Origin of the sequence: Streptomyces sp. CB01881, assembly GCF_002953255.1 — a bacterium.
GTDB lineage: Bacteria > Actinomycetota > Actinomycetes > Streptomycetales > Streptomycetaceae > Kitasatospora.
This window is the reverse complement of sequence record NZ_CP026498.1, coordinates 4,780,025-4,802,801: the sequence shown is the minus strand read 5'-3', so window position 1 is coordinate 4,802,801 and position 22,777 is coordinate 4,780,025. Positions and strand designations below refer to the sequence as shown.

The 22,777-nt window shown below is 73.0% G+C and carries 16 protein-coding genes; 6 read left to right on the top strand and 10 right to left on the bottom strand.

Translation table 11 applies throughout. The features are described 5' to 3' along the window. Positions 1–213: 213 nt before the first annotated feature. Complete coding sequence (locus C2142_RS10840; protein WP_241002503.1) at positions 214–1,650, top strand: hypothetical protein; 1,437 nt, start codon at positions 214–216, stop codon at positions 1,648–1,650. 162 nt (positions 1,651–1,812) lie between these two features. Here the strand turns inward: C2142_RS10840 and C2142_RS10835 are convergent, their stop codons facing one another. The 9 genes from C2142_RS10835 to C2142_RS10795 form a co-directional block, all read right to left on the bottom strand. Further along, on the bottom strand, positions 1,813–2,637 hold the full coding sequence (locus C2142_RS10835; RefSeq protein ID WP_241003163.1) for a CDP-alcohol phosphatidyltransferase family protein: 825 nt from the start codon (positions 2,635–2,637) through the stop codon (positions 1,813–1,815). Between the two features lie 40 nt (positions 2,638–2,677). After that, positions 2,678–3,370 carry a phosphatidylserine decarboxylase gene (locus tag C2142_RS10830; protein ID WP_241002502.1) on the bottom strand — a complete coding sequence of 231 codons (693 nt, stop codon included), beginning with the start codon at positions 3,368–3,370 and terminating at the stop codon, positions 2,678–2,680. A gap of 506 nt (positions 3,371–3,876) precedes the next feature. Beyond that, positions 3,877–5,079, bottom strand: coding sequence for an acyl-CoA dehydrogenase family protein (locus C2142_RS10825; protein WP_148642441.1), 1,203 nt, complete (start codon positions 5,077–5,079; stop codon positions 3,877–3,879). A 202-nt stretch (positions 5,080–5,281) separates the two neighbouring features. After that, a complete protein-coding gene (locus C2142_RS10820; RefSeq protein WP_148642440.1) occupies positions 5,282–5,785 on the bottom strand; it encodes a MaoC family dehydratase in 504 nt (167 codons plus the stop codon). A gap of 19 nt (positions 5,786–5,804) precedes the next feature. Continuing rightward, a complete protein-coding gene (locus tag C2142_RS10815) occupies positions 5,805–6,767 on the bottom strand; it encodes a CoA ester lyase (protein ID WP_148642439.1) in 963 nt (320 codons plus the stop codon). A gap of 26 nt (positions 6,768–6,793) precedes the next feature. Beyond that, a complete protein-coding gene (locus C2142_RS10810) occupies positions 6,794–8,812 on the bottom strand; it encodes a protein meaA (protein ID WP_148642438.1) in 2,019 nt (672 codons plus the stop codon). After that, positions 8,812–10,149 (bottom strand): crotonyl-CoA carboxylase/reductase, encoded by a 1,338-nt coding sequence (ccrA, locus tag C2142_RS10805; RefSeq protein ID WP_148642437.1) that lies wholly within the window; start codon positions 10,147–10,149, stop codon positions 8,812–8,814. The genes C2142_RS10810 and ccrA overlap by 1 nt, the downstream gene beginning before the upstream one ends. A gap of 371 nt (positions 10,150–10,520) precedes the next feature. Next, positions 10,521–11,438, bottom strand: coding sequence for a TetR family transcriptional regulator (locus C2142_RS10800; RefSeq protein ID WP_148642436.1), 918 nt, complete (start codon positions 11,436–11,438; stop codon positions 10,521–10,523). Positions 11,439–11,620: 182 nt separating this feature from the next. Next, positions 11,621–13,396, bottom strand: coding sequence for a 3-hydroxybutyryl-CoA dehydrogenase (locus C2142_RS10795; protein WP_148642435.1), 1,776 nt, complete (start codon positions 13,394–13,396; stop codon positions 11,621–11,623). Between the two features lie 722 nt (positions 13,397–14,118). Here C2142_RS10795 and C2142_RS10790 point away from each other — a divergent pair. From C2142_RS10790 to C2142_RS10770, 5 genes are all read left to right on the top strand, one after another. Beyond that, the gene (locus tag C2142_RS10790; protein WP_148642434.1) at positions 14,119–16,803 is read left to right on the top strand and encodes an MXAN_6230/SCO0854 family RING domain-containing protein; all 2,685 of its coding nucleotides are present in this window, start codon (positions 14,119–14,121) and stop codon (positions 16,801–16,803) included. 76 nt (positions 16,804–16,879) lie between these two features. Further along, a complete protein-coding gene (locus C2142_RS10785; protein WP_148642433.1) occupies positions 16,880–18,352 on the top strand; it encodes a glutamine synthetase family protein in 1,473 nt (490 codons plus the stop codon). Positions 18,353–18,355: 3 nt separating this feature from the next. Beyond that, positions 18,356–19,474: an amidohydrolase family protein gene (locus tag C2142_RS10780; protein WP_346766374.1), complete on the top strand. Its 1,119-nt coding sequence runs from the start codon at positions 18,356–18,358 to the stop codon at positions 19,472–19,474. A 284-nt stretch (positions 19,475–19,758) separates the two neighbouring features. Next, positions 19,759–21,264, top strand: a complete 1,506-nt coding sequence (locus C2142_RS10775) for a S8 family serine peptidase (protein ID WP_148642432.1) — start codon at positions 19,759–19,761, stop codon at positions 21,262–21,264. A 168-nt stretch (positions 21,265–21,432) separates the two neighbouring features. After that, on the top strand, positions 21,433–21,801 hold the full coding sequence (locus C2142_RS10770; protein WP_148642431.1) for a hypothetical protein: 369 nt from the start codon (positions 21,433–21,435) through the stop codon (positions 21,799–21,801). An 81-nt stretch (positions 21,802–21,882) separates the two neighbouring features. Here C2142_RS10770 and C2142_RS10765 read toward each other — a convergent pair whose 3' ends face one another. Then, positions 21,883–22,776: a HipA family kinase gene (locus C2142_RS10765; protein WP_148642430.1), complete on the bottom strand. Its 894-nt coding sequence runs from the start codon at positions 22,774–22,776 to the stop codon at positions 21,883–21,885. Position 22,777: the final 1 nt, after the last annotated feature.

Below are 22,777 nucleotides of genomic sequence, written 5' to 3'. Positions count from 1 at the left end.
CCAACTCTGGCATGATCACGCCACACAGATCCGGCCAGGCGGTTTGGCCTCTGTTGCCCGATCTTGTGGACCCCCCGCGGCCGCCTCCCGCGGCCCGCGGCGAACCGGATGTGACAGATGGCCGGTACAAGGGGAAGACTGCACGACGTGACGTCTCGGAACCCGCGCGACCGTGATGCCCCGCTCCCGCCGACGATCGGTTCCGGTGCGACGGTGACCCGTCTCCCCGGAACGGCCTACCGCCCCGCCGGCGCCCGGCCGGGCGGCCCCGGCGTACCCCGCCGACGAGGCCCCGCACCCGCCCCCGGCCGCGGCCGGGTCCCGGTGCCCGAGGGCTTCCCCGCTCCCGCCGAGCTCGCCCCGCTGGCCCGCCGGATGCTGGTCGACGCCGTCCGCATCGCCCGCTGGGCCGGCGAACTCTCCGAGGTCGACAAGCGCGGCGAGCTGCTCCCCGAGGACGCCCGCGCCGCCGGCCGCGCGCTGGCCATGACGGTCGGTGCCGCCGCCAACGCGTGGGGCCAGGCCCTGCTCGTCGGCCTGGTCGAGGCCCGGGACGGCGGCGCCGCCCCCGGCTGGCGCCTGCACGCCTGGGAGCACGACGACGAGGCCGTGGTCCGCGGCTGGTCGGCGCTGTTCGACGCCTGGACGCTGCTCGCCCCGGTGCCGCCGGCCGCCCTGCGCGGCGTCTTCGCGGTGCTCGCCGGGCAGGCCGTCGACCAGGCGCCGCAGCTGCTCTCCTTCCTGCACCTGGTGGCCGGCCCGGTCGCCGACAGCGAGCTGCTGGAGCTGCTGCGCCGGGGCCTGGACGAGCGCCGGGTGGGCGGCGGTACCGGTGCGCTGGGCCTGTCGCCCGTGCCGCACGCCGCGTCCGCCGTCTCGGCCGTCCGCGGCACCTGCCGCGAGCCGCAGATCGACACCCCGGCCGCGACCGCCGACGTCGCCGCCGTCCTGGACTGGATGCTGGACGGCCTCGCCGCCGTCGGCGCGGTGGTCCGCAAGGACGAGGCCGCCGAACTGTCCCCGCTGGGGCACTGGGCGGTGCGGGCCAAGCTGGAGGAGATCTGCACCGTCGCGCAGACCGCCGCCGGGCACATCGAGCAGAGCGCCTTCGAACTGCTCAACGCCTGCGCCGACTACTCGCCGGGCCCGGCCCGCGCCGAGTTCCGCGCCTGGGTGGCCGCCCGCCCGGCCGACCGGGCGGTGGCCGAGCTGCTGGACGCCGCGCAGGGCGACGACGCCCTGGTGCGTGGCCTCGCCTTCGAGGCGCTGCGCGTGGCCGGTTCCACCGCCGAGCAGGCCGTCCGGGCCGCCGTCGACGAGCCGGTGCTGCGTCCATACGCGCTGCTCTGGCTGGCCGAGCAGTCGGACGAGGGCGTCGCCCCGGCGGACGTGCTCGGCGCGGAGGACGCCGCCTGGCTCTGGGTGGACACCGCCGCGGCCGTGCTGGACCACGGGGAGACCGAGCTGCTGGTCGGCCACGTCGAGGGCGCCTCGGCCGGTGACCCGGTCCGGCTGTTCGCCCGCGCCCGGCAGTCCGGGCACCCCCGGGCCGCCTCGGTGCTGACCGCCGTCTCCGGGGTCCACCCCGACCCGGGAGTGGCCCGCGCGGCCCGCCGTTCGGCCTTCAGCGTCCACCGCGGCGGCGCCTGAGCCGCCGACGCCCGGGCCCTGCGCCTGAGCCCTGCGCCTGCGTCTGAGCCGCCTGAACTACCGCACCGCCCGCACGACGCCCCGCCGCCCGGACGACACCGGGTACGACGAAGGGCCCGGATCCGTTCACCGGATCCGGGCCCTTCGTCGTGCGTGTCGTGATCAGTCGAGCCGTGACTCGGCGCGGCGCGCCCGCACGTCCCCGACCTTCTGGCCGACCTTGCGCCGGATGACCAGCAGCGGGGCCATCGCGGCCAGCGTGATCTGGCCGTAGGCGCCGATGTGCAGCAGGTAGTCGCCGCCCTTGAGGCCGGTCGCCCAGGCCGCCAGGCAGCCGATCGAGAGGACGATCCAGCAGAGCGTGGCGGTGGCCAGCAGCCCCTGCGGCTTCGGGTACTCGATCCGGCTCATCATCAGGTACGCGGTGCCCGCAATGGCCAGCAGGCCGGGCAGGAACGGCGGGTCCAGCAGCACGATGGCGATCACCGTCATGGCGCCCATCGGGCACGGCATGCCCTGGAACACCCCGGGCCGCATCTTCACGGCCGAGAAGCGGGCCAGCCGCAGCACCACGGACAGCAGCACCGTCAGTGCGATCAGGGCCGAGAGCCGGCTGTCGGAGCCCGGCGAGACCATGCCCCAGACCGCGACGAAGTAGGCCGGCGCGATGCCGAAGCTGATCAGGTCGGCCAGGTTGTCGAGCTCGGCCCCGAGGGCGGAGGAGCGCAGCTTGCGCGCCACCAGGCCGTCGAAGAGGTCGCACATCGAACCGATCAGCAGCAGCGTCACCGCGGTGGCGGCGCTGTGCTTGTCCGGAGCGGCGTCCGGGTTGGTGATGTGCGGGACGAGGACCCCGGTGGTGATCGAGTAGATCGCCAGGAAGCCGCAGACGGCGTTCCCCAGGGTCAGGAAGTCGGCGGTGGACAGGTGCTGCGGGGAGCGCGGAGCACGCAGCTCGCGGTCGCGCGCCCAGCGGCGACGGCGCAGGGCCGTCTCCTCGTCGTCCAGGCCGACGATGGTCTCAGGTTCAGTCACGGTCAAGGCGAGTCACCCCGGCTGTGGTCTTCTGGCCGACCTCGACGCCGACCTCGACGCCGGCCGGCAGGTAGGTGTCGACCCGGGACCCGAAGCGGATCAGACCGATCCGATCGCCCTGCTCGACCTTGGTACCGGCGTCCACGTACGGCACGATCCGGCGGGCCACGGCCCCCGCGATCTGCACCATCTCGATGTCGCCGAGTTCGGTGTCGAAGTGCCAGACGACCCGCTCGTTCTGGTCGCTGTCCTTGTTGAACGCGGGCACGAAACCGCCCGCGACGTGCTCCACCGACGCCACCGTGCCGGGTAGGGGCGCCCGGTTGACGTGGACGTTGAGCGGGCTCATGAAGATCGCCACCCGGGTGCGGCCGTCCGGCCAGGCGTCGATGCTCTGCACCACGCCGTCGGCGGGGGAGATCACTCTGCCCGTGCCGATCTCACGCTCGGGGTCGCGGAAGAACCACAGCATGCCCGCGCCGAGCGCACAGGCGGGTACCGCCGCCAGGGCCCACTTGCCACTGCGCCGGGTGAGGGCGGTGGTCAGGGCGGCCGTGGCGAGGGTGGGGACGAACCAGGGGGTGGCTCCGCGCGCGATGGTCACGCGGGGTCGCCGACCGGCCGTCGTGGGTGCGAGGGCATCGCGGTCCGTGACGGAGGTGTGAGGGGACGGGCTGATGGGCATCGAAGACCTTTGTCGCGGGGGAACATGGCCGCTGGACGGGGGCCACCGCGGGGATCGAGTAATAGAGGGACGGCTGCTGTCCCGGTGGATGCTATCGGGAGCACACGGTGGGTGGGCAACCCGCCTGCTCGTTCATGTGTCCTGCGTGAGGCGTCGTTGCGCCTCCTTGGTATACGACCGTAGCTCGCCCCGCTCCGGTTCCCAAGGGTCCGGGCAGGGCTGGTGACTCATGTCTCAACGGACGGGCCGGCGAACCGGGTGCGGCGCGGCGCCGTTCGCCGGCGGCACGCACGAGGGTGCGCCGAAGCGGCCGCAAGGCGCGTGACAGCAGCTGTACGCCCTGCGGCCGCTTCGGGAGCCGTGCCGGGGCCCCAGGCGGACCAGGCCGGGGCCGTGGTGGGCACGGCGGGATGCCGGGACGGGCCCGCACGCCCGTCTTCCGGCCGTCATCGGGCCGTCGGCCCGGCCCCGCGGCGCGTCACCGCGCCGGGGCCGGGCACCGTTGGTCACTCCGCGATGCGGTACTCCTCCAGCAGGCGGCGGCCGACGATCATCTTCTGGATCTCCGCAGTACCTTCACCGATGAGCAGCATCGGGGCCTCGCGGTAGAGGCGCTCGATCTCGTACTCCTTGGAGAAGCCGTAGCCGCCGTGGATGCGGAAGGCGTCCTCGACGACCTCCTTGCAGTACTCGGAGGCGAGGTACTTGGCCATGCCGGCCTCAAGGTCGTTGCGCTCGCCGCTGTCCTTCTTGCGGGCGGCCATCACCATCATCTGGTGGGCGGCCTCGACCTTGGTGGCCATCTCGGCGAGCTTGAACTGGATCGCCTGGTGCTCGGCGATCTTCTTGCCGAAGGTCGAGCGCTGCTGGGCGTAGGAGATGCCCAGCTCGAAGGCGCGCCGCGCGACGCCGCAGCCGCGGGCGGCCACGTTGACCCGGCCGACCTCGACGCCGTCCATCATCTGGTAGAAGCCCTTGCCCGGGACGCCGCCGAGGATGCGGTCGGCCGGGATGCGGACGTCCTGGAGCACCAGCTCGGTGGTGTCGACGCCCTTGTAGCCCATCTTCTCGATCTTCCCGGGCACGGTGAGGCCGGGGACGGTCGGGTTCGGGCCGAAGCCCGCCGTCTTCTCGATCAGGAAGGTGGTCATGTTCTTGTACGGGCTGTTGCCGCCCTCGTCGGTCTTGCAGAGCACCGCGACCAGGGTGGACGTGCCGCCGTTGGTGAGCCACATCTTCTGGCCGTTGAGGACGTAGAACTCGCCGTCCTTGACGCCCTTGGTGGAGATGGCCGAAACGTCCGAGCCGAGGCCGGGCTCGGACATCGAGAAGGCGCCGCGGATCTCGCCGGCCGCCATCTTCGGCAGGAAGTAGTCCTTCTGCTCCTGGGTGCCGTGCGCGTTGATCATGTGCGCCACGATGAAGTGCGTGTTGACGATGCCGGAGACGGACATCCAGCCGCGGGCGATCTCCTCCACCACGAGGGCGTAGGTGAGCAGCGACTCGCCGAGGCCGCCGTACTCCTCGGGGATGGTGAGCCCGAAGAGGCCGAGCTGCTTCATGCCCTCGACGATGGCGGTCGGGTACTCGTCCTTGTGTTCCAGCTCGGTCGCGACCGGAATGATCTCCTTGTCGACGAAATCCCGCACGGTGGCGAGGATGTCCCGCTGGATCTCGGTGAGGCCGTCGGTCTGTGCGAGGCGTCCCATCGTGCGGCTCCTGTGGCGAAGAGAAAAGAGGGTGGGATGAGGGCGAAGAGCGGGGGGGGGGATTGCCGGGGGCCCTGCCGGCGTGGCTGCGGCAGCAGGGCCCCCGTTCCGGGTGGGGATCGGCCGATGACGGCGGCCTACCCGTCCGGGGTCCAGGAGCTCCGAGGTGCCGGGAGCTCCGTGGTCGGTGGGTCTCCCGGGTTCAGGAGAGGGGAGTGGGACGGCCGGGCTGCTCGCCGCCGCGCTCCTTGATGTACGTCTCGGTCGGCACCATCACCTTCCGGCGGAAGATGCAGACGACCGTGCCGTCCTGCTTGTACCCCTTGGTCTCGACGTAGACGATGCCCCGGTCGTCCTTGGACTTGGACGGCCACTTGTCGAGCACGGTCGTCTCGCCGTAGATGGTGTCGCCGTGGAAGGTCGGCGCCACGTGCCGCAGCGACTCGATCTCCAGGTTGGCGATCGCCTTGCCGGAGACGTCCGGGACGGACATGCCGAGCAGCAGCGAGTAGATGTAGTTGCCCACCACGACGTTCTTGCCGAAGTCCGTCGTGTTCTCCGCATAGTTCGTGTCCATGTGGAGCGGGTGGTGGTTCATGGTGAGCAGACAGAAGAGGTGGTCGTCGTACTCGGTGACCGTCTTGCCGGGCCAGTGCTTGTAGACCGCCCCGACCTCGAACTCCTCGTAGGTGCGTCCGAACTGCATCTCAGTGGTCCTTAGGGGGTCAGGCCTGCGGGGGCTCGAACTTGGAGGTGCGCTGGAAGCCGGCGGCCCGGCCCTTGCCCGCGATGACCAGGGCCATCTTGCGGCTGGCCTCGTCGATCATCTCGTCGCCGAGCATCGCGGAGCCCTTGGCGCCGCCCGCCTCGGAGGTGCACCAGTCGTAGGCGTCGAGGATCAGCTCGGCGTGGTCGTAGTCCTCCTGCGAGGGCGAGAAGATCTCGTTCGCGGCGGCGACCTGGTCCGGGTGGAGCACCCACTTGCCGTCGAAGCCGAGCGCGGCGGCGCGGCCGGCCACCTCGCGGTAGCCCTCCTGGTTGCGGATCTGCAGGTAGGGGCCGTCGATCGCCTGGAGGTCGTTGGCGCGGGCGGCCATCAGGATGCGCATCAGGATGTAGTGGTAGGCGTCGGCCGGGTAGCCCGCCGGCTGCTCGCCGACCACCAGGGACTTCATGTTGATCGAGGCCATGAAGTCGGCCGGGCCGAAGATGATGGTCTCCAGCCGCGGGGAGGCCTCGGCGATCGCGTCGACGTTGATCAGGCCCTTGGCGTTCTCGATCTGCGCCTCGATGCCGATCTTGCCGACCTCGAAGCCCATGGTCTTCTCGATCTGGGTGAGCAGCAGGTCGAGCGCCTTGACCTGCTCGGCGTCCTGGACCTTGGGCAGCATGATGCAGTCGAGGTTCGGGCCGGCGCCCTCGACGACCGTGATCACGTCGCGGTACGTCCAGTGGGTGGTCCAGTCGTTGACCCGGACGACCTTGGTCTTCTTGCCCCAGTCGCCGTTGTTCAGCGCGTCGACGATGTTGTGCCGGGCGCTCTCCTTGACCAGGGGGGCGCAGGCGTCCTCCAGGTCAAGGAAGACCTGGTCGGCCGGGAGGCCCTGGGCCTTCTCCAGGAAGCGCGGGTTGGAGCCCGGCACGGCGAGGCAGGAGCGGCGGGGGCGCAGACGGTTGACATTGCTCATGAGGGTGGTTCAGTTCCTTCCAGTGGTCAGCTGGTGGTCGCGGGTGCGGGCGTCCAGGGCTGGAGCCGGTTGGCCAGCCGGATCTCGTCCACGATCCGGCCGATGATGGTCGTGATGCCGAAGTCCTTCGGGGTGAACACGGCGGCGACGCCGGCGGCCTTGAGGGCCTCGCCGTCCGCTGCCGGGATGATGCCACCCACGATCACCGGGACATCCTCCACCCCGGCCCGGCGCAGCCGGTGCAGGACGTCGGGCACGAGCTCGGAGTGGGCCCCCGAGAGGATCGACAGGCCGACGCAGTGCACGTCCTCCGCGACGGCGGCGGAGACGATCTGCTCGGGTGTCAGCCGGATGCCCTGGTAGACCACCTCGAACCCGGCGTCGCGGGCCCGGACGGCGATCTGCTCGGCGCCGTTGGAGTGACCGTCCAGACCGGGCTTGCCGACCAGCAGGCGCAGCTTGCCGCTGCCCAGCTCGGCGGCGGTCGCGGCGACCGCCTCGCGGACGGCGGCCAGCTCGCCGCCGGGCTCGGCCGCGACCGCGACCGGGGCGCCGCCGACGCCGGTGGGCGCGCGGTACTCGCCGAAGACCTCGCGCAGGGCGAAGGACCACTCGCCGGTGGTGACCCCGGCGCGGGCGCAGGCGAGCGTGGGGGCCATCAGGTTGGCGTCGGTGGCGGCGACGGCCTTGAGCTCCTCCAGGGCGCGCAGGGCGGCGCTCTCGTCGCGCTGCGCGCGCCACTTCTCCAGGTTGGCGAGGACGGACTGCTCGGAGGCCGGGTCGACCACCATGATCGCGGTGTCGAGGTCGGCCGTGAGCGGGCTCTCCTCGGTGGTGTCGAAGCAGTTGACACCGATGATCTTGTCCTCGCCGGACTCGATCCGGGCCCGTCGGGCGGCGTGCGAGGCGACCAGGTTGGACTTCAGGTAGCCGGACTCGACGGCGGGGATCACCCCGCCCATCTCCAGCACCTTGGCGATCTCGGCCTCGGCGCCGGCGAGCAGCGCGGCGGTCTTGGCCTCGATCACCTCCGAGCCGTTGAAGATGTCCCCGTACTCCAGCAGGTCGGACTCGTAGGCGAGCACCTGCTGGATGCGCAGCGACCACTGCTGGTCCCACGGCCGGGGCAGGCCGAGGGCCTCGTTCCAGGCCGGCAGCTGGACGGCCCGGGCGCGGGCGTCCTTGGAGAGGGTGACGGCGAGCATCTCCAGCACGATCCGCTGGACGTTGTTCTCCGGCTGCGCCTCGGTCAGGCCCAGCGAGTTGACCTGGACGCCGTAGCGGAACCGCCGCTGCTTGGCGTCCTGGATGCCGTACCGCTCCAGCGTGACCTTCTCCCAGAGCTGGGCGAAGGCGCGCATCTTGCACATCTCCTCGACGAAGCGCACGCCGGCGTTGACGAAGAAGGAGATCCGGGCGACCACCTCGCCCATCCGCTCGGCCGGCACCTGGCCGGAGTCGCGGACCGCGTCCAGCACCGAGATGGCGGTGCACATCGCGTAGGCGATCTCCTGGACCGGGGTGGCCCCGGCCTCCTGGAGGTGGTAGCTGCAGATGTTGATCGGGTTCCACTTGGGGATGCTGCCGACCGTGTAGGCGATCATGTCGGTGATCAGGCGCACCGACGGCCCGGGCGGGAAGACGTGCGTCCCGCGCGAGAGGTACTCCTTGACGATGTCGTTCTGGGTGGTGCCGGTGAGCCTGGCGACGTCGGCGCCCTGCTCCTCGGCGACCACCTGGTAGAGCGCCAGCAGCCACATCGCGGTGGCGTTGATCGTCATCGAGGTGTTGGTCTGTTCGAGCGGGATGCCGTCGAACAGGGTGCGCATGTCCCCGACGTGGCCCACCGGCACGCCGACCCGGCCGACCTCGCCGCGGGCGAGGATGTGGTCGGAGTCGTAGCCGGTCTGGGTCGGCAGGTCGAAGGCGACCGAGAGGCCGGTCTGGCCCTTCGCGAGGTTCCGCCGGTAGAGCGCGTTGGAGTCGCTCGCGGTCGAGTGCCCCGCGTACGTGCGCATCAGCCAGGGACGGTCACGGTCCGCCATCAGATGTTCCGGAAGCGGTTGATGGCGTCGAGGTGCTTGGCGCGGAACTCGGCGTCCCGCACGCCCAGGCCCTCCTCGGGCGCCAGGCAGAGCACGCCGACCTTGCCCTGGTGCTTGTTGTGGTGCACGTCGAGGGCGGCCTGGCCGGTCTCCTCCAGGGAGTAGACCTTCGACACGGTCGGGTGGATCTTGCCCTTGGCGATCAGGCGGTTGGCCTCGAACGCCTCGCGGTAGTTGGCGAAGTGCGAGCCGACGATGCGCTTCAGCGACATCCACAGGTAGCGGTTGTCGTACTGGTGCATGTAGCCGGAGGTCGAGGCGCAGGTGACGATGGTGCCGCCCTTGCGGGTCACGTACACGGAGGCGCCGAAGGTCTCCCGGCCCGGGTGCTCGAAGACGATGTCCACGTCCTCGCCGCCGGTGAACTCGCGGATCTTCGCTCCCAGGCGCTTCCACTCGCGCGGGTCCTGGTTGTGCTCGTCCTTCCAGAACCGGTAGCCCTCGGCGGAGCGGTCGATGATCGCCTCGGCGCCCATGGCCCGGCAGATCTCGGCCTTCTGGTCGTTGGAGACCACGCAGATCGGGGTGGCGCCGCCGGCCAGCGCGTACTGGGTGGCGTACGAGCCGAGGCCGCCGCTGGCGCCCCAGATCAGCACGTTGTCGCCCTGCTTCATGCCCGCGCCGTTCTGCGAGACGAGCTGGCGGTAGGCGGTGGAGTTGACCAGGCCGGGGGAGGCGGCCTCCTCCCAGGTGAGGTGCTTCGGCTTGGGCAGCAGCTGGTTGGTCTTCACCAGCGCGAGCTGGGCCAGGCCGCCGAAGTTGGTCTCGAAGCCCCAGATGCGCTGCTCCGGGTCCATCATCGTGTCGTTGTGGCCGTCCGGGGACTCCAGCTCGACCGAGAGGCAGTGGGCGACGACCTCGTCGCCCGGCTTCCAGGCGTTGACGCCGGCGCCCGTGCGCAGCACCACGCCCGCGAGGTCCGAGCCGACCACGTGGTACGGCAGGTCGTGGCGCTTGGTGAGCGGCGACAGCCGGCCGTAGCGCTCCAGGAAGCCGAAGGTGGAGACCGGCTCGAAGATCGAGCTCCACACGGTGTTGTAGTTCACCGCGCTCGCCATGACGGCGACCAGGGCCTCGCCCGGGCCCAGCTCGGGCAGGGCGACGTCGTCGAGGTGAAGGGACTTGCGCGGGTCCTTGTCGCGGCTGTCGAGACCCGCGAACATCTGCTCGTCGTCCTTGTGGAGCGTGACCGCCCGGTAGGACTCGGGGAGCTTGATGGCGGCGTAGTCCTCCGACGTGGCGTCGTTGCTGAGGATCGCGTCGAGGATTTCCTGCATGGCTGCCTCCGAAGGCGTACCTGTGTGAGGGGGCACAGGGCGTCTGGGGGAGCCGGGAGCGGACACCGGCTTCGCTGAGGTGGGTGGTGGGTGGTGTGGCTGGTGGGCCTGGAGTGCTGGGCACTGCTCCCGGGGTGTGGGAGCACCGGACGACGGCGCGCCGAGGTGGGGAGCCGCGGCGCCGCGGACTGGTGAGTAACAACGTAGTGGCACCCTGTGCCACTCGTAAAGACACCGGGTGTCATCAATTCAGGTGAACCAAATCCGCGTTCGAGCGACCGCGGGCGGGCACGGAAAGGGCCCGCACCGGCACTCCGGTACGGGCCCTCGAAGCCGCGCTGAACGGCTCTGACCTGCGAATACGTGGGAGGTCAGGACTCCCTGGCGCCGCTCAGTGCGGCCCTGATGCTGTCCACCACGACGTCCAGCGGGGCGTCGGTCCGGGCCACTGTGATGAGTACCTCACCCCCGGGGCTGGCACTCAGTGCGCTCGCGGCAGCCTCCTCCAGTCCCGTCACACTGGCACCGGGTGCCACGAGGGACCCGCGCCGGCGGGCACCGGGCGCGGAGGACGCCCAGAAGGTCCGCCGGATCACCTCGAAGGAGTGGTCCAGCTGTGCCTCCACGTCCCCCCGGCCGCCGGCCCGCAGCCAGCGCCGCAGCACGTGGTTGTGGGCCGCGACGACGGCCGCCGCCGACACCTCGGCGAGCATCGAGTCGTCCTCGCCGCCGTGCTGCCAGCCCGCCGGGATCTCCCCCGAGGTGTCGAAGCGCCCGAGCAGGTAGCGGGTGAACAGCCGCTCGTACCGGGCCACCACGGCGATCTCCCGCTCGCGCAGCGCCGGCACCTGGCGGATCAGCTGGTACCGCGCGACCGAGACGGACGGGGTGGAGGCGTACATCCGCAGCACCTCCTTGATGCCCCGGCAGACCACGTCCAGCGGGTGCTCCTCGGGCTCGGCGCTGGCCAGCAGGTCGGCCACCCGGACCAGGGTGTCGTCGTGGTCCGGGAAGATCGCCTCCTCCTTGGACCGGAAGTACCGGAAGAAGGTCCGCCGGGCCACCCCGGCGGCCGCGGCGATCTGGTCGACCGTCGTCTCCTCGTAGCCCTGCGAGGCGAACAGCTCCATCGCGGCGGTGGCCAGGTCCTGGCGCATCTGCTGGCGCTGTGCTGCCGCCCGGCGGCTGCCCGGGCCCCCGTCGGGGGCGGCGGGGCCGGACCCGGCCGGCCGGTCGGCGCCGCGCGGGGCGGCGGCGTGCTGCGGGGAGGCTGACTGAACCCGATCCATGCCCGGAACGCTACACGTCCCGGCCGCCGGCGCCGCGGGCCTTCCCCGCCGCACCGGCGCGACCGGGCCGGTCACGGCCGGTCTGGGCCAGCGGGCCGACACCGTCCCGGGGCTCCAGCCCGGCCGTGACGGCCCGTAGGCCGCCGATCCGCCGGCCACCGGGCCGCCCGTCGGGGGCGCGGTCACCGGCGGGCGTGGTCGCGGAAGCCGCGGCCGGTCTTGCGGCCGAGGCAGCCGGCCGCCACCAGGTGCTCCAGCAGCGGCGCCGCCGCCAGGCCCGGCTCGCGGAACTCCTGGTGCAGCACCTTCTCGATGGTCAGCGAGACGTCCAGGCCGACCACGTCCAGCAGCTCGAACGGGCCCATCGGGTAGCCGCAGCCCAGCTTCATCGCGGTGTCGATGTCGTCCACCGTCGCGTAGTGCTCCTGAAGCATCCGCACCGCGTCGTTCAGGTACGGGAAGAGCAGCGCGTTCACGATGAAACCGGCCCGGTCGCCGCACTCCACCGGGTGCTTGCGCACCTTGGCGCACAGCTCCAGCACGGTCGCGGTGACATCCGGCGCGGTCAGCACGGTGGACACCACCTCGACCAGCTTCATGGCCGGCGCCGGGTTGAAGAAGTGCATGCCGATGACGTCCTGCGGCCGCGAGGTGGCCGAGGCGCAGCTGATCACCGGCAGCGAGGAGGTGGTGGTGGCGAGCACCGCGCCCGGCTTGACGATCTTGTCCAGGGTGGCGAACAGCTCGCGCTTGACCTCCAGGTTCTCGGCGACCGCCTCGACCACCAGGTCGACCTCGGCCAGCTCGGCGTACTGCCCGACCGGCGTCACCAGCCCCAGCGCCGCGTCCCGCTGCTCCGCGGTCATCCGGCCCTTGGTGACGGAGCGCTCCAGCGACCTGGCCAGCTGCGCCTTGGCGTTCTCGGCCTTCTCCAGGCTGCGGGCGGCCAGCAGCACCCGGTACCCGGCCTTGGCGAACACCTCGACGATGCCGGTGGCCATCGTGCCCGAGCCGCAGACGCCGACGCTGCGCACCTCGCGGCCCGGCACCTTCGCCCGCGCCGGGCCGGTGGCGGCGTCGACCGCCCGGGAGGAGCCCGGCGCCTCGTAGGTGTAGAAGCCGCGGCCGGACTTGCGGCCCAGCAGCCCGGCGGAGACCAGCTGGCCGAGGATCGGCGCGGGCGCGTGCAGCCGGTCCCGGGACTGCTCGTACATCGCCTCCAGCACCGTCCGGGCGGTGTCCACGCCGATCAGGTCGAGCAGGGCCAGCGGGCCCATCGGCAGGCCGCAGCCGAGCCGCATCGCGGCGTCGATGTCCTCCCGGGTGGCGTACCTGGACTCGTACATCGCGGCGGCCTGGTTCAGGTACGCGAAGAGCAGTCCGTTCACCACGAAGCCGGCCCGGTCGCCGGCGGCCACCGGCTCCTTGCCGAGGTCCCGGGCGAACGCCGCGGCGTCCTCGGCCACCTGCGGGGCGGTCAGCACGGTGCGGACCACCTCGACCAGCTTCATGGTGTGCACCGGGTTGAAGAAGTGCAGGCCCAGCACGCGCTCCGGGCGGGCGGTGGCGGCGGCGATCCGGGTCACCGACAGGGCGGTGGTACCGGTCGCCAGCACCGTGCTCTCCGGGCAGATCCGGTCCAGCTCGGCGAAGACCTCCCGCTTCAGCTCCAGCTGCTCGGGCACCTCCTCGATCACCAGGTCGGCCTCGGCGGCGGCCGCCAGGCCGTGGCCCACCGAGATCCGCGCGAGCAGTCCGGCCCGCTCCTCGGCAGTGATCCGCTCCCGGGCCACCGCGTGCGCGGTCGCCTCCTCGATCCGGGCGAGCGCCCGGGCGGCGGAGTCCTCGTTGGCCTCGATGCCGATCACCCGGCGGCCGCTCTTCGCGACCGCCACCGCGACGCCGGCACCCATCGTGCCGAGGCCGACCACGGCGACCGTGGGGAAGGGACGCTCCATCAGAACTCCTTGGTAGGGGACCACCGGCTTTGACCGGCAGAAAAGTCGCATCGGCGCCGACACGCCGGAGCCTTCTTGTACGATCGAGCCCTGCATCTGTGCAGCGGGCAGGGCTTGTCCGGGGCCGGGTATCAGGCCGGCTTGAAGCCCCACGGCGTAGGCCGTTGGGGAGGAGTCACGTGTCCTGACTCCTTGTCAGTCACGACGCATCGCGTCCTCCGGTAGGCGCACCGCCGCTCCCGCAAGCCGGGGGCGGCCGCCGGGCGACGGCCCGCTGGCAGGAGATGGCGACGGTGGCTCACCGGCGCAGCCGCCGGTCCGCTCCGGCCGTGCTGCGGGTGTGCCGTGATACTCAGGCGCTCAAGGTGAAGGAAGCGGCTCTGATACGAGGGAAGAAGCCCGGCCCCGCCGCGATCCGCGGCACCGGCCGGTGAAGGACGCACCACGCGCCCGCCGCGAACGCGACGACCGCAGGCCCCCGTCGGTGCGGCTCCCGAAGCCCGACGGTGGTGCGTGCGGCCACTGTAGCGAAGCTACCCACCAGTAGGAAGAGGTCGGGCGCGGCCGGAACGGAAATTCGTTCGGGGCGATCGAGGGGGGTTCGCTAGGGTGGCGGCGCGGGGGCGGCTCCGCGGCGTGCTTCCTTCTCCATTCACTGCAAATGAACCCGAGTGCGCCCACTCTCCGCCCCCGCTTCGTCGTATCCGCCGGGGGAAGAACCAGTGAAGAAGCAGAACGCCGCCACGCCCGACACCGGTCTCGACTCGCTGCTGCTGCGCCGGAACGGAGCCGTCGTCGTCGAGGGCGGGGCGTCCGCGGGGGAGCCGGATCCGTGGAGCGCGCAGGGGCTGGTGGCCCTGGAGGCCGACCTCGCCCAGCGCGGGTACCTCCTGACCGGGCCGCTGCGCGCCGCACTCGCCCGGCTGCGGCCGGCCGCCCTGGCCGACACCGGCGGCGCCCTGCTGCGCCGGGTCGACGCCGCACTCGGCGCCGACCGCAGGCACAAGCCGCTGTTCCGGCGCTTCCCCGACGGCGTGCCGCGGCACGCCCGCAGCCTCTACTCGGCACACGTGCGGGCCTTCCTGCTGAACCAGCCGAACCAGCCGTGCTGCTGCTGCGCCCGCTCCGGCGCCGAGGCCGGCATCGGCGCCCTCGCGCCCTGCGCCCACCTGCTCTGCGGCGAGTGCTACGAGGAGTTGGCCGGCCACGGGCGCTGCCCGCTCTGCGACGTCCCGATCGACGAGGAGACGTACCTCCCGCTGGACGCCAGGGCCGTTCGCAACGCCGCCCGCGAGCACGCCGCCGACGCGCTGCTCCGCCCGCTCCGGCTCGCCGACGGCGCCGACCCGGCCGCCGTCGCCGTCGCCGAGCTGACCCGGCTGCTGGAACGCCGCACCCCGCTGAACCCGCAGGACCGCGAGGACCTCGCGGTGCTGCTCCGACACGCTCCGGCCGACCCGGCCGGCTGGCTGCCCGCCGACATCCCCGTCCGGGAGAGCCGCGCCACCGTCCTGGCGGCCCTCCTCCACCGGGACCGGGACGCCGTCCGCCCGCTGCTCGCCGACCACCTCACCACCGCCACCGACGTGCTCCGGCTGGTCTGGGCCTGGTCCGGCGCCGAGCCCGACCTGCTGCCCGCCACCGCCAGGGGCCTGCGGCTGCGCAACCTGCCCCGCCCGCTCCGCCGCGACCTGCTGGCCGTCCTCGACGCGTTCCCGCTCGGCACCCTCGCCGAGGACCTCGGCCGGCACCGCCAGGCCTGGCTGCGCGCCGGCGAGCTGCTGCACCCGTACGAGCACCGCGACCGCTTCCCGTACGCGGCGGCCGCCTTCGCCGTCCTGCGGCAGAGTGACCTCGACCTCCACGGCCTCGGCCCGCGGCTGCGCGAGGCCCCCGCGCCGCTGCGGGTGAACGAGACCCCGGCCGGCCACACCCGACTGGTCGTCACCACCTTCGCCGCCAAGGTCGAGCGGGCCCTGGCCGGCGGCGACGTGCCCGCCGCCGTCCGGCTGCTGGCCGGCCGTCCGGGCGAGCTGGTCCGCCGGCTGCACCACCTGCTGCGGGTGCACGCCTCCTGGAACCCCGGCGAGCCGCTGCCCGCCGAGCTCGCCGGGGTGCTCCCGGCCGCGCTGCGCAGGGTCGCGCCAGGTCCGTTGCTCGGCGCGTACGGGCGGCTGCGCGCTCCGCGCGAGACGGGTGAGCGCCGGCTCTACTTCCCGCGCGGGCGGGTCTCGCTGGCGCACGCCCGCGACGACTGGGGCACCGAGGTCCCGGTGGCGCTCAGTGCACCCGTCTGCACCCTGATCGAGGCCGAACTGCTGCGCCGCGCCGGGCGGCACGGGCGCCTCGACCTCGCCGTGCTGGACGAGGGCCTGGCCGACCTGGTGGTGCCGTTCGCCGAGCGGGCCAGCGCCAGGACGCTGGTTGCGGTGCCCCGCGGCAGCGTCCAGCGGCTGCCGGACGGCCGCCGGGTCCGGCTCTTCCTGCACTGGATGCAGAAGCCGCACCAGCGGGTCGACCTCGACCTCTCGGTCGCGCTGTACGACGAGCACTGGCAGTTCACCGGACTCTGCGACTACACCCACCTGGTGCACGGCCCGCGTGCCGCGGTGCACTCCGGCGACCTCACCTCGGCCCCGCCGCCGCACGGCGCCACCGAGTTCGTCGACCTCGACCTGCCGGCGCTGGCCGCCGGCGGCGACCGGTACGCGGTGGTCGTCGTCTTCGCCTACAACGACATCCCGTTCGAGGAGCTGTCCGACGCCTTCGCCGGCTTCATGGAGCTGGACGAGGCGTCCGCGCGCGGCCGCAAGGGCCACTTCCACCCGAAGGCCGTCCGGCAGCGGCTGGACCTCGGCGGCGACGCCAAGGTCTGCGTGCCGATGATCGTCGACCTGACGGCGCGCAGCTACACCTGGACCGACCTCAACACCAGCGCCTCCGGGGGCTTCCACAACGTCCGGCGGCACCGGGAGCAGATCGGCACGCTGGCCGCCGACGTGCTGGCGCACTTCGCCGAGGGCTCCCGCGCCACGCTCTGGGACCTCTCCTGCGCGACCGCGGCCGCCCGGACCGACGAGGTGCTGGTCCGTACCCGCGGCGGGGCGATCGACAGCTACCGCCGGGCCGCGGACGAGCCGGTGGCGGACTTCGCCGAGCGGGTGCGCGCCCGGCACCTGCCCGACGGCCGCCAGGACGCCCCGGCCGACGACACCGCCCTCGTCCTGGCCGGACGGCTCACCGGCGCCCGGGCGTTCACCGCCCTGGTGCACGCCGACGTGCCCGCCCCGGCCGGCCTCGGCGGCGCCTGCTACCGGCTCTACCCGGGCGGGTTGGACGCGGCGCCGGACACCCTGGAGCGGCTCACCGCGGGGGACTTGGTGGCCCTGTTCGCCCCGGACGAGTGAACCGGCGGACGGGTGTCCGGCCGGACCACCCGATAGGGGAGTTCCGCGGGCCCAACCTCCGGGGCAGCATGGAGACATGAGCACCGGAACCGTCGCGTCAGCCGGCCTCGCCGACCCCTCCGAGCCCGAGGGCGGGCCGGCCGGCGGGGTCGCCGTCCCCTCCGGCGGGCCCCTCGGCGCCGTCGCCCTGCCGCCGCGCGCCGAGCGCGCCGAGCGGGCGCAGGAGGCGGTCGGGCGGCTCGGCCCCGCCGGGGTCGACGCGGTGGCCGTCACCTGGGTGGACAACGCCGGCATCACGCGGGTGAAGGCCGTCCCGCTGTCCGGCCTGGTGCACGCCGCCCAGTGGGGCGTCGGCGCGGCGCCCTGCTTCGACGTCTTCCTCGCCGACGACACGGTCGTCACCAGCCGCCTGATCGGTGGCCCCACCGGCGACCTCCGGCTCTACCCGGACCTCGACCGGCTGGTCCCGCTGGCCGCCCAGCCCGGCTGGGCCTGGGCACCCGGTGAGCGGTACACCCAGGCGGGCTCCCCGCACCCGGGCTGCCAGCGGCTGTTCGCCCGCAGGATGACGGCCGCCGCCGCCGCGCGCGGGCTGAGCCTCAAGGCCGGCATCGAGGTCGAGTGGGTGGTGGCGCTCGCCGGGGAGCCGCAGGAGGAGCCCCGCTTCCCGACCGCGGGCCCCGCCTACGGCATGCACCGGCTGACGGACCTCTCCGACTACCTGCGCGAGGTGCTGCGCGCCCTCGCCGAGCAGGGCCTGACGGTGCTGCAGATCCACCCCGAGTACGCCCCGGGCCAGTTCGAGGTCTCCGTCGCCCCCGAGGGGCCCGTCGAGGCCGCCGACACCACCGTCCTGGTCCGCCAGACCATCCGGGCGGTCTCCGCCCGGCACGGCCTGCGGGCCTCCTTCGCCCCGGTGGTCGAGGCCGGCTCGGTCGGCAACGGCGGGCACCTCCACCTCAGCCTCTGGCGCGACGGGCACAACCTCGCCCGCGGCGGCTCCGGCCCGCACGGGCTGACGGCCGAGGCCGAGGGCTTCCTCGCCGGGGTGCTCGGCGCGCTGCCGGAGCTGCTGGTGCTCGGCTCCTCCAGCCCGGCCGGCTACCTGCGGCTGGTGCCCTCGCACTGGGCCGGCGCCTACCAGTGCTGGGGCCTGGAGAACCGGGAGGCCGCACTGCGGCTGGTCACCGGCTCCTCCGGGGAGCGGTCCACCGCCGCCAACGCCGAGATCAAGTGCTTCGACGCAACCGCCAACCCGTACCTGGCGGTCGGCGCCGTGCTCGCCACCGGACTCGCCGGGCTGGACCAACGACTCGCACTGCCAAGGGAGTTCACCGGCGACCCGGCCGCCGCCGCGCCCGGCACGGTGCCCCGGCTGCCGGCCGGCCCGGCCGAGGCGATCGCGGCGTACCGGAAGTCGGCGGTGCTCCGCGAGGCGATGGGCGAGCCGCTGTACGAGGCGGTGCTGGCCGTCCGGACGGCCGAGAGCGAGCAGTGCGCCCCGGCCACGCCGCAGGAGCTGGTCGCGGCCACCCGCTGGCGGTACTGAGCGGTGCCCTCGCTGGACGTCCCGGCCCTGGTCGACCACCACTGCCACAGCGTGGTGGCGGCCGGCCTGTCCGACGACGCCCTGACCGGGCTGCTCACCGAGTCCGACCGGCCGCCCGCGCCCGGCACCTCGCCGTTCGACAGCGCGCTCGGCCTGGCCGTCCGCCGCTGGTGCCCGCCCGCACTCGGCCTGCCCGCGCACACCCCCGCAGCCGAGTACCTGGCCCGTCGGCGCGAGCTGGGCGCCCCCGAGGCCACCCGCCGGCTGCTGGCCGCAGCCGCCCTGGACACCTGCCTGGTGGACACCGGGCTGACCGAGGCGGCGGGCCGTCCGCTGCTGCCGCTCAGCGAGTTCGCCGATGCGGCCGGCGCCCGGGTGCGCGAGGTGGTCCGGCTGGAGTCCGTCGCCGAGTCCGTGCCGACGGGCGCCGGAGCCTGGCCGCTCGCCGTCCGCGGGGCGCTGGCGGCCGCGGCCACCGGGGCGGTGGCGGTCAAGTCGGTGGTGGCCTACCGGCACGGACTGGCGGTGCCCGGCGAACGGCCCTCCACGGCCGCGGTGACGGCCGCCGCGGGGCGGTGGCAGCGTGCCGGGCGCGGCCGGCTGACCGATCCCGTGCTGCTGCACCACCTGCTCTGGACGGCCCTGGACGTCTGCGCCGGGCTCGGCCTGCCGCTCCAGCTGCACACCGGCTTCGGCGATCCGGACCTCACCCTGCACCGGGCCGACCCGTCGCTGTTCACCGACTTCGTCCGGGCCGCCGAACCGTCCGGCGTGCCGCTGGTGCTGCTGCACGGCTACCCGTACCACCGGCAGGCGGCCTGGCTGGCCCAGGCCTTCCCGCAGGTGTACACCGACCTCGGGCTGACCGCCTCCTACGTCGGCCCCCGGGTGGCGGCCGTGCTCGGCGAGATGCTGGAGCTGGCGCCGTTCGGCAAACTGCTCTTCTCCACCGACGCCTACGGGTTGCCGGAGCTGTACCTGGCCGGTGCGGCGCAGTTCCGGCACGGCCTGGGCGCCCTGCTGGACCGCTGGCGGGCCGACGGCGCCTGTTCGGCGGCCGACGCCCAGCGCCTCGCCCGGCAGGTGGCCGCCGACAACGCCCGTCGCCTGTACCGGCTCTGACCTCGGCGCGGGTCCCCTCACGGCGCCGCGGCGCCGCGCCTCCCACCCTCCGGAAATTGTGGATCGTCCACGGCCGGGCACGGGATATCAGCAGAAGGCCGAATATTCACTTTATGGATTGACGATGAGTCGACAACGGAGGAGTGGCAACACTCGGAAGTGATCGAACGGTGTCGATTAGATGACTACCTCTTGCGGATTGCAACGCATGTTCACTAGCGTCCCGATCATTCCACTGCATCTGCCAGCCGCAGCTGCACGTCGACTCGGGAGGGCCAACCCCTATGAGTGTTCCTCGGATCAGCCGGACCCGGTACGCCGCGGTGGGCGTCGTTCTCGCCACGGCCGGTGCCCTGGCGCTGCCCGCCGGTACCGCCGTCGCGGCCACCGGGGCCGAGCCGACGACCGGGCCGCTGCTCAGCTACGTCGTCAACACCCAGGCCAACCACGGCCAGGTGCAGAAGGTCGAGAAGGCCATCACGACCCTCGGTGGCTCCGTGGTGTACTCGTACGAGCAGATCGGCGTGGTGATCGCCCGCTCGAACGACACCAAGTTCGCCGCCAAGCTGCGTCAGGCCAAGGGCGTCCAGTCGGTCGGCGCCAGCCGCACCAAGGGCATCACCGCCGCCGACACCCAGAAGGCCGAGGCCGCCCCCGCGCCGACCGCCGCCGCTGCCGCCGCTGCCGCCGCCGCCGGCCAGGAGCCCAACTGGGCCAACCAGTGGGACATGCGCCAGATCGGCGTGGACAAGGCCCACAAGATCTCGCTCGGCAGCCGCAACGTCACCGTCGGCGTGCTGGACTCCGGCATCGACGCCACCCACGAGGACCTCGCGGCCAACGTGGACGCCTCGCAGTCGGTCTCCTGCATCGACGGCGGCAAGCCGAACACCGACTGGAAGGCCTGGCAGCCGGGCGTCGACGGCGACCACGGCACCCACGTGGCCGGCACCATCGCCGCCGCCAAGAACGGCAAGGGCATCGAGGGCATCGCCCCGAACGTCAAGCTGGCCGCGGTCCGGGTCGTCGACGACAACCAGTTCATCTACCCGGAGTACGCGATCTGCGGCTTCGTCTGGGCCGGTGAGCACAAGTTCAACGTGACCAACAACAGCTACTACGTCGACCCGTGGATGTTCAACTGCCAGAACGACGCGGACCAGGCGGCGATCACCACCGCCGTCCGTCGCGCGGTCGAGTTCTCGCAGCGCAAGGGCGTCCTCAACGTGGCCGCGGCGGGCAACGAGAACATCGACCTCGCCCACAAGACCACCGACGTCACCAGCCCGGACGACACCACGCCCGGCACCCGTCCGGTCACCACCGACTGCCTGAGCCTGCCGACCGAGCTGGACGGCGTCGTCGTCGCCTCCTCGGTGGGCGTCAACGGTGACAAGGCCTACTACTCCAGCTACGGCAAGGGCAAGGTGACCGTCGCCGCCCCCGGTGGCGACCGCCGCTACCAGATCCCGGACACCCCGGACAAGAACGGCCGCACCCTGTCCACCATCCCCGGTGGCGGCTACGGCTACATGCAGGGCACCTCGATGGCCTCGCCGCACGTCGCCGGTGTGCTCGCGCTGCTCGCCAGCACCCACCCGTGGGCCAGCCCGGAGGAGCTGACCGAGCTGCTCACCAACCAGGCCGAGTCGCACGCCTGCCCGTCGGCCCCGTTCAACCCGGGCGGTGCCGGTGAGTGGAAGGCCACCTGCGAGGGCGGCGAGAACGACAACGGCTTCTACGGCGCCGGCATCATCAACGCTGAGAAGGCGGTCCAGTGGTGGCGCTGACGCGCTGACCGGGTGACCGGCTGAACGCACACGCTCCGGTGGGGAGCGGGACTTGGGTCCCGCTCCCCACCGTCGTTTGAGTACGGGTACTCAGGCGGCCGCCCGGACCGGGCCGCCAGGATGGATCCGCAAGCGCGACCAGGCCCCTGTTCGAGGAGCGGAACCCCCATGGCACAGACCTTCACCGGCTGGCAGCAGACCCCGGCCCCCCACCGCGGCGAGCGGGTCTGGCCGTGGCTGCTGGTGGGGGCCGCCGAGGTGCTCGCCGCGGCGCCGATGCTGACGATGGTGGCCGGCGGCGGCCTGGTGGCCGGTGTCATGGGGCTCGCCGCCGGCTCGTCGGCGGCCGACGTGCTGCTCCTGGTCCTGATGCTGGCGCTCGGCCCGCTGCTCGGCGTGGCGGTGCCGGCCCTGCTGCTGCTGGTGCCCGCGGTGCGCCGGACCAACGCGGGCGCGCTCTTCGCGCTGCACTGCACCGGCCTGCTCCTCGGCACGGCGGTCGAGTACTTCACCTGGATCCGCCCGGCGATGGGCTGAGCCCGGACCGGTCCGCACCGGGCCTGCGGGGCCGCACCGGCCCGGGGCCCCGCGACGGGCCGGGCCTGGCCTGCGGGCCCGTCACTCGAAGTGGTGGTCCCAGACCGTCTCGACCGACGGCTTGCCGTGCAGGTCCGGCACCTCCTGGAGCCAGGCGGGCCGGCCGGCCCTGGTCCGCTCGGCCCGCCGGAGCTCGGCCTCGCGCAGCTGTTCGGGGGTGGGGAACCCGTCCGGCAGCCACTGCGCGGAGAGCACCACGCGCGCGGCCAGGTGCGTGACGTACGCGTTCCGCAGCGCGTCCACCGAGTCGAAGCCGGGCTCGTCGGCCAGCCACTCGTCCGGGACGAGCGCCAGCACCTCCTCCAGTAGCCCGGGGGTGACCAGCGGCCCGAGCTCGGCGTCGGCCTGCGCGACGTCGGGGGCGCAGCCGCCGAGGGCGTGGGCGCTGAGGTCGTACCGCTTGGCGACGGCGGAGCCGGCGGCGGACCAGCGGTGGTGGAAGACCAGCGCGGCGCCGTTGTCGATCAGCCAGAGCTTCCCGTGCCAGACCATCAGGTTGGGGTTGTGCACCGTGCGGTCGACGTTGCCGGTGAGTGCGTCCAGCCAGACCACCCGGCCGGCCTGGACCGGGTCGACCGGGATCATGCCGGGCCGGTAGTCGCGGGCGCCGGGCAGCAGGTCCATCCCGAGGTTGAGCCCTCCGCTGGCCCTGAGGATGTCCTGGATCTCGGCGTCCGGCTCGCCCTCGGCGACCGCCGGGTCGAAGTCGACCAGCCGCAGTTCCGGCACCGGCAGGCCGAGCCGCCGGGCCAGTTCGCCGACGATCACCTCGGCCACCAGGGCCTTGCGCCCCTGGGCGGCGCCGGTGAACTTGACCACGTACGTGCCCAGGTCGTCGGTCTCCACGACGCCGGGGACGGAACCGCCGGCCCGCAGCGGGTCGACGTAGCGCACTGCTGTCACCTGATCGAGCACA